General features: G+C 61.4%; 12 protein-coding genes. 6 read left to right on the top strand and 6 right to left on the bottom strand.

Annotation, left to right across the window (positions count from 1 at the left end):
* Positions 1 to 29: 29 nt before the first annotated feature.
* A complete protein-coding gene (locus BLU37_RS00360) occupies positions 30 to 1,376 on the top strand; it encodes a spinster family MFS transporter (RefSeq protein WP_010450363.1) in 1,347 nt (448 codons plus the stop codon).
* A 97-nt stretch (positions 1,377 to 1,473) separates the two neighbouring features.
* Here the strand turns inward: BLU37_RS00360 and rapA are convergent, their stop codons facing one another.
* Positions 1,474 to 4,320, bottom strand: a complete 2,847-nt coding sequence (rapA, locus tag BLU37_RS00355) for an RNA polymerase-associated protein RapA (protein WP_010449445.1) — start codon at positions 4,318 to 4,320, stop codon at positions 1,474 to 1,476.
* A gap of 240 nt (positions 4,321 to 4,560) precedes the next feature.
* Between rapA and BLU37_RS00350 the strand changes: the two genes are divergently transcribed.
* The gene (locus BLU37_RS00350) at positions 4,561 to 4,905 is read left to right on the top strand and encodes a hypothetical protein (RefSeq protein ID WP_010449447.1); all 345 of its coding nucleotides are present in this window, start codon (positions 4,561 to 4,563) and stop codon (positions 4,903 to 4,905) included.
* On the opposite strand, the gene BLU37_RS00345 is transcribed toward BLU37_RS00350, so the two are convergent.
* From BLU37_RS00345 to BLU37_RS00335, 3 genes are all read right to left on the bottom strand, one after another.
* Entirely contained in the window at positions 4,875 to 6,110 is a 1,236-nt protein-coding gene (locus BLU37_RS00345) for an aminotransferase class V-fold PLP-dependent enzyme (RefSeq protein ID WP_090201895.1), read from the bottom strand. The two genes, BLU37_RS00350 and BLU37_RS00345, sit on opposite strands and share 31 nt — an antisense overlap.
* Positions 6,107 to 6,577, bottom strand: a complete 471-nt coding sequence (locus BLU37_RS00340; RefSeq protein ID WP_019362771.1) for a RidA family protein — start codon at positions 6,575 to 6,577, stop codon at positions 6,107 to 6,109. The genes BLU37_RS00345 and BLU37_RS00340 overlap by 4 nt, the downstream gene beginning before the upstream one ends.
* A gap of 89 nt (positions 6,578 to 6,666) precedes the next feature.
* Positions 6,667 to 7,545 carry a LysR substrate-binding domain-containing protein gene (locus BLU37_RS00335; protein ID WP_090201894.1) on the bottom strand — a complete coding sequence of 293 codons (879 nt, stop codon included), beginning with the start codon at positions 7,543 to 7,545 and terminating at the stop codon, positions 6,667 to 6,669.
* 189 nt (positions 7,546 to 7,734) lie between these two features.
* Here BLU37_RS00335 and BLU37_RS29205 point away from each other — a divergent pair, with 189 nt between their 5' ends.
* Positions 7,735 to 7,896 carry a hypothetical protein gene (locus BLU37_RS29205; protein WP_010449455.1) on the top strand — a complete coding sequence of 54 codons (162 nt, stop codon included), beginning with the start codon at positions 7,735 to 7,737 and terminating at the stop codon, positions 7,894 to 7,896.
* 144 nt (positions 7,897 to 8,040) lie between these two features.
* Positions 8,041 to 8,157, top strand: coding sequence for a cytochrome c oxidase subunit CcoM (gene ccoM / locus BLU37_RS29735; protein ID WP_010449458.1), 117 nt, complete (start codon positions 8,041 to 8,043; stop codon positions 8,155 to 8,157).
* A gap of 242 nt (positions 8,158 to 8,399) precedes the next feature.
* Here the strand turns inward: ccoM and BLU37_RS00325 are convergent, their stop codons facing one another.
* Both BLU37_RS00325 and BLU37_RS00315 read right to left on the bottom strand, forming a co-directional pair.
* The gene (locus BLU37_RS00325; protein WP_010449459.1) at positions 8,400 to 9,875 is read right to left on the bottom strand and encodes an inorganic phosphate transporter; all 1,476 of its coding nucleotides are present in this window, start codon (positions 9,873 to 9,875) and stop codon (positions 8,400 to 8,402) included.
* Between the two features lie 385 nt (positions 9,876 to 10,260).
* Positions 10,261 to 10,461, bottom strand: a complete 201-nt coding sequence (locus tag BLU37_RS00315) for a hypothetical protein (protein WP_010449464.1) — start codon at positions 10,459 to 10,461, stop codon at positions 10,261 to 10,263.
* Positions 10,462 to 11,087: 626 nt separating this feature from the next.
* Between BLU37_RS00315 and pcaR the strand changes: the two genes are divergently transcribed.
* A complete protein-coding gene (pcaR, locus tag BLU37_RS00310) occupies positions 11,088 to 11,930 on the top strand; it encodes a pca regulon transcriptional regulator PcaR (protein WP_010449465.1) in 843 nt (280 codons plus the stop codon).
* Positions 11,931 to 12,228: 298 nt separating this feature from the next.
* Complete coding sequence (locus tag BLU37_RS00305; RefSeq protein ID WP_010449467.1) at positions 12,229 to 13,575, top strand: MFS transporter; 1,347 nt, start codon at positions 12,229 to 12,231, stop codon at positions 13,573 to 13,575.
* The last annotated feature ends 178 nt before the right edge of the window (positions 13,576 to 13,753 follow it).

The following is a 13,753-nucleotide window of genomic DNA, read 5'->3' as shown; positions in this document are numbered from 1 at the left end:
AGCCCTATAACAATAAAGAGACGGCCCCCATGCAGAACTCGACCCAAGCGGCGAATGCCTGGCGCATTCTGTTCCTGTTGTTCCTCGCCAACCTGTTCAATTTCTTCGATCGGACCATTCCGGCGATCATCATCGAGCCGATCCGGATGGAGTGGCATCTCAGCGATTTCCAGATCGGCTTCATCGGTACCGCGTTCACGATCGTCTATGCGATTGCCGGCCTGCCCCTGGGGCGCATGGCCGATAATGGTTCGCGCAGCAAGCTGATGGGCTGGGGGTTGGCGGTCTGGAGCGGGTTGACGGCGGTGAACGGCCTGGTGGGCAGTTTCTGGGGCTTCCTGCTGGTACGCATGGGCGTTGGTATCGGCGAAGCCAGTTATGCGCCAGCGGCCAACTCGCTGATCGGCGACCTGTTCCCGGCCCATCGGCGGGCGCGGGCCATGGGCATCTTCATGCTCGGTCTGCCGTTGGGCTTGCTGCTGGCGTTTTTCACCATCGGAGCCATGGTCAAGGCATTCGACAGCTGGCGGGCGCCGTTTTTCATTGCGGCGGTGCCGGGGCTGGTGCTGGCGCTGTTCATGTTCTTCATCAAGGAGCCCAAGCGCGGTGCGGCGGAGAGCGTGCAGGTGGCCCAGGTGCGGATCGAGCGTCCGGTGCGCCGCCTGTTGGCGATCCCGACTTTTCTCTGGTTGGTATTGGCGGGGCTGACGTTCAACTTCGCCACCTATGCCTGCAACTCCTTCCTGGTGCCGATGCTGCAGCGCTACTTCCAGATGCCCTTGCAGGAAGCGGCGGTGGCCACCGGCGTGATCGTCGGCTTGACCGGACTGGTCGGTCTGACGCTGGGCGGCTGGGTGGCGGACAAGATTCACCAGCGTATCGCCAACGGGCGCCTGTTGTTCGCGGCCGCAAGCCTGGTGGTTTCGACCCTCGCTACCGCCTGGGCGCTACAGGCCGGGCGGATCGAGATCGGTGTGTTCGTGGCGGTGTTCAGCGTCGGCTGGCTGTTTGCCTATAACTTCTACACCTGCGTTTATACCGCGATCCAGGATGTGGTCGAGCCACGGCTGCGAGCGATGGCGATGGCGGTCTATTTTGCCGGGCTGTATTTGCTCGGTGGAGGCTTGGGACCGGTGGTGGTGGGCTTGCTGTCCGATCATTTCGCCCATACGGCGATGCTGGCGGCGGGCGCGCAGCAAATGACCGAGGCGTTCAAGGCCGTGGGGCTGCATGACGCGATGTATCTGATTCCGGTGGCGTTGTTGCTGACGTTGCTGTTCCTGTTCCAGGCAGCGCGTTGCTTCAGTCGGGATGCGGCGCGGATGCGCGAGGGAATGGAGCAGGATCAGGTGGGTGGGGCGCCTGCCCCGGCATGAGTCTTGCGCATGACGCTGACACTGTGGGAGTCGGATTCTTCCACGAAGAGGCTCTGAAGCCCTACGCGAATCCCGCCTCCCACAGTGTGTCGTCACCTCAACCGGCGACCAGCACCCGGATCGCTTCCAGGCGCAGCGCGGCTTTTTCCAGCATCGCCAGACCCTGCTCACGCTGTTTGCGCAATGCCTCCAGTTCACTGTCGCGCACGCTCGGGTTGACCGCTTGCAGTGCGGTCAGGCGCGCCAGCTCTTCGTCGATATCTGCTGCCAGACGACGTTGCGCTTCCGCCACGCGTTCGGCGTGACGTGGCGCGATCTTCGTTTCGCCAGCGTTGATCTTCGGCGCCAGGCTGTCGCGCTGGGCCTGGATGAACTTGTTGGCGCTGGCCTTGGGCACGCTTTCCAACTGGTCGTTCAGGGTCTCGAAGGCGACGCGTGGCGACAGGTCGTTGCCATTGGCGTCAAGCAGGCAGCGCAGGGCCGCCGGCGGCAGGTAGCGGCCCAGTTGCAGTGAGCGCGGCGCGACCACTTCGCTGACATACAGCAGTTCCAGCAGCACGGTACCCGGCTTGAGTGCCTTGTTCTTGATCAGCGCCACGGCGGTGTTGCCCATCGAGCCGGACAGTACCAGATCCATGCCTCCCTGCACCATCGGGTGCTCCCAGGTGATGAACTGCATGTCCTCGCGCGACAGCGCCTGATTGCGATCGTAGGTGATGGTCACGCCTTCGTCGTCGCCCAGCGGGAAGCTGGCGTCGAGCATCTTCTCGCTCGGTTTGAGGATCAGGGCGTTTTCCGAGTGGTCCTCGCTGTCGATGCCGAAGGCGTCGAACAGGGTTTCCATGTAGATCGGCAGGGCGAACTGGTCGTCCTGCTCAAGGATCGCCTCGACCAGCGCCTCGCCCTCGCCGGCGCCGCCGGAGTTGAGTTCCAGCAGACGGTCGCGACCGGTGTGCAGTTCGGCTTCCAGGCGCTCGCGTTCGGCACGCGCTTCGTCCACCAACTGCTGCCATTCGCCGTCGTCGCCGCCTTCGAGCAGCGGCAGCAGGCGTGGGCCGAACTGATGCTGCATGGCGTTGCCGGTCGGGCAGGTATTGAGGAACGCATTCAGCGCTTCGTGGTACCACTGGAAGAGACGTTCCTGCGGGCTGGTTTCCAGATACGGCACGTGCAGTTCGATCACGTGTTTCTGGCCGATCCGGTCGAGGCGGCCGATCCGCTGTTCGAGCAGATCCGGGTGCGACGGCAGGTCGAACAGTACCAGGTGATGAGAGAACTGGAAGTTGCGGCCTTCGCTGCCGATTTCCGAGCAGATCAGCACCTGGGCGCCGAATTCCTCATCGGCGAAGTAGGCGGCGGCGCGGTCACGCTCGAGAATGTTCATGCCTTCGTGGAACACCGTGGCCGGGATACCGGAGCGCACGCGCAGGGCGTCTTCCAGGTCCATGGCGGTTTCCGCGTGGGCGCAGATCACCAGCACCTTGGTGCGCTTGAGCATTTTCAACTGATCGATCAGCCACTCGACCCGAGGGTCGAAACGCCACCAGCGCTCTTCGTCGCCGCCTTCGGCCTGGGCCTGGAAGCTGACCTCCGGGTACAGCTCGGCGTGTTCGCCCAGCGGCAATTCCAGGTATTCGTCCGGGTTCGGCAGTGGGTAAGCGTGCAGTTTGCGCTCCGGGAAGCCTTGTACGGCGGCACGGGTGTTGCGAAACAGCACGCGGCCGGTACCGTGGCGGTCGAGCAGTTCGCGCACCAGGCGGGCGCTGGCTTCGGCGTCGCCATCGTTGACTGCGGTGAGCAGGGCCTCGCCTTCGTTACCGAGAAAACCCTTGATGGTCTTGTGCGCAGCCGGGGACAGGCGGCCCTTGTCCAGCAGCTCCTGCACGGCTTCTGCCACCGGGCGATAGTTTTCGCTCTCGGCGCGGAAGGCGGCCAGATCGTGGAAACGATTCGGATCGAGCAGGCGCAGGCGCGCGAAGTGGCTGTCCTGGCCCAGTTGTTCCGGGGTCGCGGTAAGCAGCAGGACGCCGGGGATGGTCTCGGCCAGTTGCTCGACCAGCGCGTATTCCGGGCTGACCTTGTCTTCATGCCAGACCAGGTGATGTGCTTCGTCGACCACCATCAGATCCCAGCCGGCGGCGAACAGCGCATCCTGGGCTTTTTCGTCCTCGACCAGCCACTCCAGCGCTACCAGCGCCAACTGGGTGTCTTCGAACGGGTTGCTCGCATCGCTCTCGATGAAGCGTTCGGCGTCGAACAGCGCGACCTGCAGGTTGAAGCGCCGGCGCATTTCCACCAGCCACTGGTGCTGGAGGTTTTCCGGGACCAGGATCAGCACGCGGCTGGCGCGGCCGGACAGCAGTTGGCGATGGATCACCAGGCCGGCTTCGATGGTCTTGCCCAGGCCCACTTCGTCCGCCAGCAGTACCCGTGGCGCGATGCGATCAGCCACTTCCCGGGCGATGTGCAACTGATGGGCGATAGGTTGTGCACGCACACCACCCAGACCCCAGAGCGAGGATTGCAGTTGGCGGCTGGTGTGTTCCAGCGTGTGGTAGCGCAGCGAGAACCAGGACAGTGGGTCGATCTGTCCGGCGAACAGGCGGTCGCTGGCCAGACGGAACTGGATGAAGTTCGACAGCTGGGTTTCCGGCAGCGTGACGCCTTCGTTCTGCCCATTGAGGCCGTGGTAGACCAGCAGTCCGTCGACATCCTCGACTTCGCGCACGGTCATCTTCCACCCTTCGAAGTGGGTGATGCTGTCCCCGGGCGAGAACCGCACGCGGGTCAGGGGCGCATTCCTTAGCGCGTACTGGCGGGTGTCGCCAGTGGCCGGGTAGAGCACGGTCAACAAGCGGCCATCCTGTGCCAGAACGGTGCCCAAACCCAGCTCGGCTTCGCTGTCACTGATCCAGCGTTGCCCCGGTTGATACTGCTGCGCCATGCTGCCTGACTCCCGCCTTGAAAAAGCCGACTATCTTAACGGAATCGATGCTTGCAGGCCAAAGCTCTTGATCGAAAGGACGCATTTCAAGAAAGTGCACCGACCCAGCCTAACGGTAGTTCACTGTGACGTTCGTCGGAACGTATTGCACCATCAAGCGATAACCGGGTCACAGTTTCGCGACTGACGCCTCAAGTCACCCGAATCGCAGCCGACAGCCTGCCGACAGGAGAACAAATCATGCTGCCACCGATGCTACCCCTGAGTGTCGTGCCGGTCACTTCACAACAGGATCCGATCCGACCGCGACCGGATATTCCACCTGTAGTGCCCGTGCAGGAAAGCTCCAACGAAAGCACCATCGATCTGCAGAAACGCGACCCGGAAGAGTCCGCGTGGCTGTTGCGCGAAGAACAGCGGCGCCAGCAGGAACAACAGCGCCAGCGTCAGCGCGAGGCTGACGACGATCCGGAGCTTCACCTGGCGGTGCCGGGTGATGAGTTGAACGCCGACAACACTGTCCCGGTGGTCGCACTGATGGAAGATCAGCCGCGTCAGGGGCTGTTGGTCGACGTCGAGGTCTGACGAGGCTCCGGAGCCAGTCGCTCAAGGGTTTCGAGCAGTCGTTCGATCTCTTGCGTGGTAGTGAGATAGCTCACTGCGATACGCGCCACCGCCGGCAGTTTGCGGGCCTGCATGTCCAACGGGGTATAGGCCGTACCGTTGGCGCCGATGTTGATATGCTTTTCGGCCAGCCGTTGTTTCAGCGCAAACACATCCCATCCCGCCAAGGTGAACGCAATCAGTCCCGACTGTTGTTCGGGCCGCCCCAGGTCCTGCAATTCAAGGCCGGGGATCTTGCGCAGATCATCCCGTAATTTTGTCGACAATCCCTGGATTCTGCGGCGAATACGCGCGATACCGAGCTGATTGGCCTCCTTCAACGCGTTGTTCAGGCCGGCCATCAGCACCAGCGAGCGCTCGCTGGTTTCGAAGCGGCGGGCATCGTCGCGCAGGACGAACGCCCGGTCGTCCCAAGGTGCTGACAGCACATCGAGATGGCTGGGGATCAGGCGTTCGAGAAAACCTTCGCGTACATACAGCAGCGCGGTGCCCCTGGGCCCGCGGAGAAACTTGCGGGCGGCGCCCTTGAGCACGTCGCAGGCCAGGGCCTGGACATCGCACGGCAGTTGCCCGAGCGCCTGGCCGGCATCGATAAAGTAGGCGATGTCATGACGTCGCGCGATCTGGCCGATGGCTTCGGCCGGATTGATCAGGCCACCATTGGCCGGTAGCCAGGTCAGGGCGATCAGGCGTACGCGGGCGTCGATCATCTGTTCGAGGGCGGTGACCGATACCGCGCCGGTTTCATCGCAGGGGATCACTTCCAGGCGAGCCCCGGCCTTGATCGCACCGGCCATGCAGGCCAGGTTGCCTGCCCATTCATGACGCCCGACCAGAATTCGCTCGCCGGCGTGCCAGGGGCCCAGCGCCGCGAATGCCTGACCCCAGGCCGCAGACCCGCTGCTGGCGAAGGCGATGTTCCGGGTCTGGGTGTTGAGCAGGTCGGCAGCCGCCTGGCGGGCTTCATCCTCCAGTCTTGCGCCCTGTAGGCCGGCTTCCATCGGGCCGATGCTCGCTTCGAGTTGCAACTGTGCCGTCATGGCGTCCAGGGTGGCCTGGCTTGGCAGTGAGGCACCAGCGTGATTGAAATGAATCACCTGCGAGCAACCGGGAGTCGCGGCGCGCAGGTTGGCTATTTCGCTTTCTGACCAATCGTCGACGCTCATGGCTGTAACTCGAAGATCGCGTCGATTTCCACGGCGACGCCGCTGGGCAGGCTGGACACGCCGATGGCGGTGCGGGCGTGACAACCTTTTTCGCCCAATACGTTGACCAGCAGATTGGACGCGCCGTTGGCGACGAGGCCCTGGCGTTGAAAGTCCGGGCTGGCGGCGACGAACACCCCGAGACGGATGATACGCACCACTTTCGACAGGTCGTCATCGACAGCCTGGCCCAGTTGCGCCAACAGGCCGAGGGCTGCCAGCTCTGCCGCCCTGGCACCGTCCTCGTCGCTCAGGGTATCGCCCAGACGCCCCTGATAAGCGGGTTTACCGTCCTGCAACGGGATCTGCCCGGAGATGAACAGCTGTTTGTGGCTGGTGACGTGATTCACATAGTTGGCAACCGGCTGACTGGGGGGCGGCAAGCTCAAGCCCAATTGGCTGACGCGGTCGGACAGGGAATGGCGCATGGCTGGAATCTCCTGGAAGAAGGTTCCAGCATGTTCGGCGCGAAGTTGGCTGACAAACGGATAGATTCAATCGAACGTATCTGATTGGCTCATGTGTGCACCTGGTTGCATTGTTCCGTCAGCCAGTCACAGAAGCACTCGGCTTCAGGGGAAAGCATTGCGTTGGGCTTGATCAGCCAATAGCCAATCTCGCCTTCATAGGGCGGGGTGTCGAAGGCCGGTACCAGCGAGCCGTCCTTGAGCCGGCGGTCGATCAGGCGCTGGCGGCCCATGGCGATGCCCTGGCCGGCCACGGCGGCCTCGACCACGATGTTGTAGTCATGGAGCATGACCGTGGGGTAGGGCTGCAGGTCGACCTGATGATACCGAGCCCAGTCGATCCATTCGAAGGGCTGTCGTGCCTGGGCCATCAGCAGGGGGCCGGTGCCTTCGGAACGGGCCTTGAACGCCGGGCTGCAGACGGGTAGCAGGCGTTCTGTCATCAGGCGCCGGGCATCGACGTCCGGCCAGCCACCCTTGCCGTAGCGGATGGCGAGGTCGACCTGGGCTCCGGCGACATCGGCCAGTTGGATCGAGGGCTCCAGGGCGACCTGGATATGCGGATGGCGGGTAATGAAGTCGGTCAGGCGTGGTGCCAGCCATAAGGTGGCGAAGGAGGCCAGCAGGCCGATCCGCACGACTTTGGGGGCAGTGGGCGCGCGCAGTTGTCGGCTGGCTTCGGCGATTTGCTCCAGCGCCGGGCGGATCTGCTGGTAGTAACGACTGCCGGCTTCGCTGAGGTCGATGGCGCGGGTGCGGCGGATGAACAGGCGCTGGTTCAGATGCTGTTCGAGCTTCTGGATCTGGTGGCTGACAGCGCTCTGGCTGACGGACAGTTCGTCAGCGGCCTTGCTGAAACTCAGGTGGCGAGCCACTGATTCGAAGGCGCGCAGGGCCATCAGGGGCGGGAGGTCCTTGGGCAATGTCACTTCAACGATCCTGGGCGGCCATGCTGAGTGGGCGATTTTGCGGGTAAATCGATGGCGCTGATACACTTTAATGAAGTGTTGGCGAATTTCCCGACTGGTCAGCGTTGGCGCTTGCCCGCATTATTGGGGTATTGCCCGAGCCGGGGCACACGACCTCGGCTGAATTCGACCGATAGCGATGTAGTGACCATGAGCCAAGATGACAAACTGATCGACCTGAATGCCGAGCGAGCCAAACGTGTCCATGACCTGAACGAGAAACGCCTGAATGAAGTGCGTCAGGCCTTCGAGCAGGCGATGCCATTGGGCAAGGCCAAGAAAAAGTCGAAGAACAAGCCGAAAAAGCGCTGATATCGGCGTTGAAACTTGATGCAAGTCAGTTAATTTCCTTTCCCAGCGCCCGGTTCCGGGCGGCATTGACGCCGGTCAATTTTCCTCCGCGCCCATTTGGGTAACTTAGCTCCATCGCAACAGGGCGAGTGCAGGAGGCCAGTCATGTTTTTCGATAACGTGGTGATCGCTGGAGTGTTGACCGTAGGTCTCATGGTGGTGTTTCTCGGCGGATTTGGATTTTTTATCTGGAAAGACTCACATAAGAGGAAGAAACCCTAGGTCTTTTCAGAGAACGAGCACGCAAGGCATTTTGGGCGACTTCGGTCGCCTTTTTTTTTGCCTGCTTTTTGGGGAGGGTTGGCTGTTATCGGGTGTGTATATGCGTTTGCGCGTTTTGATGATTTCAGGGTTTCGCCCCTTGCGGGTGAGTCCCTTTTGCCAAACGCCAGCATTAAACATTGAGACGAAAAAAAAGGTGCAGCCCGAAGGCTGCACCTTTTTTTCAGACCGAAGCAGTCAACTCAACTGCCAATAATCTTCGAAGCAATCCAGAACAGCCCGGCAGACAACCCGATGGTCGCTGGCAACGTCAGCACCCAAGCCAGCAGAATGGTCTTGATGGTGCTGCTCTGCAGCCCACTCTTGTTCGCCAGCATGGTCCCCGCCACACCCGACGACAGCACATGGGTCGTCGATACCGGCAGGGCAAAGATGTTCGCCAGGCCAATCATCCCGGCCGTGGTGATCTGGGCCGACATGCCCTGGGCGTAGGTCATGCCCTGCTTGCCGATCTTCTCGCCAATGGTCAGTACCACGCGTTTCCAGCCGACCATGGTACCCAGGCCAAGCGCCAGGGCCACTGCCAGGATCACCCAGAACGGTGCGTACTCGGTGGTGGTGGTCAGGTCCTTGCGCAGTTTTTCCAGGTCCGCTTTCTCACGCGCGTCCAGGCCTGGCAACTTGCCGACCTTTTTCGCGGTGTCGTCCAGGCAGAGCAGGTAGCGACGCACTTCGATGCGCTTTTCAGGCGTCAGCGAATGATAGTCGTTGACCCCCTTGAGGTCGTTCAGCAGGGTCGCGATGGTCGGTTCGGTCTGCTGCGGGTTGCAGCGGAACTTGCCCGGCAGGTCGTCCTGCACGCTCTTGCCCAGGGCCAGGAAGTCGCTCAGGGTCGCGCTGTTACGCTGGTAGAACTGGCTCAGGTGCAACGTCGCGTCACGGGTACGTTCGATCTGGTAGGTGGTGGTGCTCAAGTCGAGCACGAACTGCGCCGGCACGATGCCGATCAGTACCAGCATGATCAGGCCGATACCTTTCTGGCCATCGTTGGAGCCGTGCACGAAGCTGACCGCCATGGCCGAAACCACCAGCACCAGGCGATTCCAGAACGGCGGATGTTTCTTGTCGTCGAGCTTGCGGCGCTGTTCCGGGGTCTTGTGCATCTTCGACTGCGGACGCCACCACTTCAGGGCGACCAGAATCAGGCCCGCCACCAGCATGCCGGCCAGCGGCGAGAACACCAGCGAGGCACCGATATCGATCGCTTTTTGCCAATTGACCCCGTCGCCCAGCGGAATATCGTTGAGTAAGGCGTTGGCCAGACCCACACCGAGGATCGAACCGATCAGGGTGTGTGAACTCGACGCCGGTATACCGAAGTACCAGGTCCCCAGGTTCCAGGTGATGGCTGCGGCCAGCAACGAGAACACCATCGCCAGGCCATGGCCGGTGTTGACGTTGATCAGCAGTTCGACCGGCAGCAGGTGGACGATGGCATAGGCAACGCCAACCCCGCCGAGCAGGACCCCGAAGAAATTGAATACACCGGAAAAGAACACCGCAAGATGGGGTGGCATGGCCTTGGTGTAGATAACTGTCGCCACCGCGTTAGCGGTGTCATGAAATCCGTTGATGAACTCGAAGCTGAGGACAAAGGCCAGGGCGAGCACCAGGCTCACGAGGACCCAGGCATCCAGTCCGCTGAATAAATCGATCATTTAGGTTTTCTGACCCGGTCATAAGGGGGCGCGATTATGCCAGAAAAGCCCGCTAATCGATGCACTAGCTGCCTATCGGTAACATTCTTCAATGAAAAAAAATGTAGGAACCCGCCAAAACCAAGGCTTTCAGGGGGTATGGCAAGCTTCTGATTTCATTGAAAATGTCGGCCGAGCGCAGGGTCTCGGCAGAGCATCGGATGACCGAAACGGCCGTATGAAATTTCTGCGTGAGGACTTGCCTGGCGTCAATCAGCCCGATGGGCACGCAGGTCAAAGGGCTCATCGCGGGTAACGCAAGCCGTCGACGTCCAGGCGCCTGATACGATCCGGATAGGGTGAACAGGCTGCCCAGGCAGTCTCACAGGGTTCAAGTCCCAATAATCTAGGATTCCTGAGGCTTGAGTTCCTGTTCCATCTTTTGCAGTTCCTGGGTAAAGGCCTGATCCAGAAGGCTGGCTCGTTTGCGCCAGGGTTTGCGTTCCGGTTCGGGTTGCGCGGCGTAGGTGGTGACTGCCCCGCCGTAAACATCCTTGTAACGTTGTTCCTGGCGCTCAAGTTCCGCGCGCAGTTCTTCTTTCGTCACAGTGTTTCCTAATTTGAATTGAAAGATTTTTCCGTTTCTACAAACACGACCGCGCGGATACACCCGTATTGCACACGTGGCCCTTGACAGGGAGCCCTTGAGGAGGCGCCAGGGCCCGTAGCCACGATGGCAGCGGACAGTGCTGAATGTCTTGGGCGAATAGGGCGGTCGGTTTGATCAATATTACCGCGAAGAGGGGAGCGTCCGTCAACTTTGCCTCGGGGTTTTGTTGTGTAGGAGTTGTGAACTGCAACTTGAGGACGTGGGTAAGTACGCTCTGTTTCCTGATGACAAATTATTACTGCAAGTTTGTATCGAGGTTCATTGACCTGGTAATACCGGTTTCATATTGAAGTGGATATTGATAGGGGCGCAAAAAGAGAGGGGAGGAGAGAACGGCCTTACTTCGTGGGTAAGGCCGTGCCGGTGAGTTCCCCGGTGGGTACCTGACCAGTATGCCGGGAATCGCAGAGCGGCAAGACCACGTTATAAGCCTGACTCTCGCGGCGGTCAATTGCGATTATCGGCCGTCCGTTCGATAATCGCACAGTGTGGCGTCTGCCTGGCTTGTCTATCGGCTGACAGCAGCCTGTAATAGCGCCTGACAGTGTGAACGAGGATCTGGAATGAACGACCCACTGCGTACTGCCTTCAATTCCGTCGCGCCGCCTATCGTCGCTTCGCCCGCCAAGCGGATCCAGGCCTTTACCGGTGATCCGGATTTCATGACCTCGCTCGCCCGTGGCCTGGCGGTGGTGCAGGCATTCCAGGAGCGTAAGCGGCACCTGACCATCGCGCAGATCAGCCATCGAACGGAAATTCCCCGGGCGGCCGTACGGCGTTGCCTGCATACGCTGATCAAGCTCGGCTACGCCACGACCGACGGGCGTACTTATTCGCTGCTGCCCAAGGTGCTGACCCTGGGCCATGCCTACCTGTCCTCGACACCCTTGGCGGTGTCCGCCCAGCCGTATCTGGACCGCATGAGCGAGCAGCTTCACGAAGCCTGCAACATGGCCACTCTCGAGGGTGACGACATTCTCTACATCGCCCGTTCGGCCACACCCCAGCGGCTGATCTCGGTCGATCTGTCCGTCGGCGGTCGCTTGCCGGCCTATTGCACCTCGATGGGTCGGATTCTGCTGGCGGCGCTGGACGATGCGTCGCTGCATGACTATCTCGAACATGCCGACCTGCAGCCCAAGACCAGTCGTACCCTGCATACCCGCGAGGCCCTGCTCGAATGTCTGCAGCAGGTACGCCGGCAGGGCTGGTGCATCGTCGACCAGGAACTGGAGCAGGGGCTGCGCTCGATTGCCGTGCCGGTCTATGACGCCTCGGGCCAGGTGCTTGCGGCCCTGAACGTCAGCACCCATGCCGGGAGCGTCAGTCGCAGCGAGCTGGAGCAGCGTTTCCTGCCGAACATGCTTGCGGCCAGTCGCGATCTGAGTGCCCAACTGTTCGCCTGAGCCCTTGTTCTTCCGGCAAAGCTGTTCGGTAACCGCCCAATTACGCGTTTATCGAATTGCGCGGTTGGCTAGCGCTTATTAATGTCGCGGCAGCGCCCTGAGTTGAAGTGCCTGCAAGGCCCCGCTCCGGGCAGCCCTAATAATAATGAAGAGGCCAAACCGCCATGAGCATCTCTGCCGATCCCTCTCCCACGCGCCTGCCGTCCTGACACGGCGCGTCTGATCCAACCTGTTGTATCCCACGTCGCCGGCCCGGTCGGCGCCTGTTCGTCTGCGCGCTTGTGTGGAAATAAAAATAATGAACCAACCTCAATCCGCTGTCGGTCACTGCCTTGATGTGCAGTCCCTTATCAATAGCCAACCGCTGTCGAGCTACCAGTGGCGGGTGGTGATCCTGTGTTTTCTGATCGTTTTCCTCGATGGCCTGGACACTGCGGCCATGGGCTTCATCGCACCCGCGCTGTCCCAGGACTGGGGCATCGATCGCGCCAGCCTCGGCCCGGTGATGAGCGCGGCGCTGATCGGCATGGTCTTCGGTGCGCTCGGTTCCGGCCCGCTGGCGGACCGTTTCGGGCGCAAGGGGGTGCTGGTCGGAGCGGTCCTGCTGTTTGGTGTCTTCAGCCTGGCTTCGGCCTACAGCAGCAACGTCGACCAGTTGCTGGTCCTGCGTTTCCTTACCGGCCTCGGCTTGGGAGCGGGCATGCCGAATGCCACGACCCTGCTGTCGGAATACACCCCTGAGCGACACAAGTCGCTGCTGGTGACCAGCATGTTCTGTGGTTTCAACCTGGGCATGGCGGGGGGCGGATTCGTTTCGGCCAAGCTGATTCCGGCCTTTGGCTGGCATAGCCTGCTGTTGATCGGTGGCTTGTTGCCGCTGTTGCTGGTGGTGGTCCTGCTGTTCTGGCTACCGGAGTCGGCCCGTTACCTGGTGGTGCGCAATCGCGGCACGGACAAGGTGCGCCAGGCCCTGGCACCGATCGCGCCACAACAGGTGGCGGAGGCGGCGAGTTTCAGCGTACCGGAGCAGAAGACGATCAAGGCGCGCAATGTGCTGGCGGTGATTTTCTCCGGCACCTACAGCGCCGGCACCTTGCTGCTGTGGCTGACCTATTTCATGGGCCTGGTGATCGTTTACCTGCTGACCAGTTGGCTGCCGACGCTGATGCGCGACAGTGGCGCGAGCCTTGAGCAGGCCGCGTTTATCGGTGCGCTGTTCCAGTTCGGCGGGGTGCTGAGCGCGGTCGGGGTCGGTTGGGCCATGGATCGGTTCAACCCGCACAAAGTCATCGGTACGTTCTATCTGCTGGCCGGGATCTTCGCCTATGCGGTCGGCCAGAGCCTGGGCCACATCGCCCTGCTGGGGACGCTGGTGCTGGCGGCGGGAATGTGCGTGAACGGCGCCCAATCGGCGATGCCCTCGCTGGCGGCACGTTTCTATCCGACCCAGGGACGTGCCACGGGTGTGTCATGGATGCTCGGGATCGGCCGTTTCGGCGCGATTCTCGGTGCCTGGATGGGCGCTACGCTGCTGGGCATGGGCTGGAACTTCGAGCAGGTACTGACCGTGCTGGTGGTGCCAGCGGCACTGGCGACCACCGCCGTGCTGATCAAGGGCCGGGTCAGTCACGCCGATGCGACCTGAGTCAGCCTGGGAGATGCGGTCAGCGTCCGTTCGCTGGTCGCCTGGTGACCTTCGATAGCCTGCAAACAATCAGTTCGATTACCGAACACATAAGCGATTATCGGATTGTTTGCAGGCCGAGCCCCGGCTTAATCTGGTTTTACTCCGGCGCTGAACCTCGCGCCTTTTTCTTCCAAGC

The organism is Pseudomonas asplenii (genome assembly GCF_900105475.1).
Lineage (GTDB): Bacteria > Pseudomonadota > Gammaproteobacteria > Pseudomonadales > Pseudomonadaceae > Aquipseudomonas > Aquipseudomonas asplenii.
Note: the sequence above shows the minus strand (reverse complement) of the source record. Positions and strands in the feature narration are given on the sequence as shown.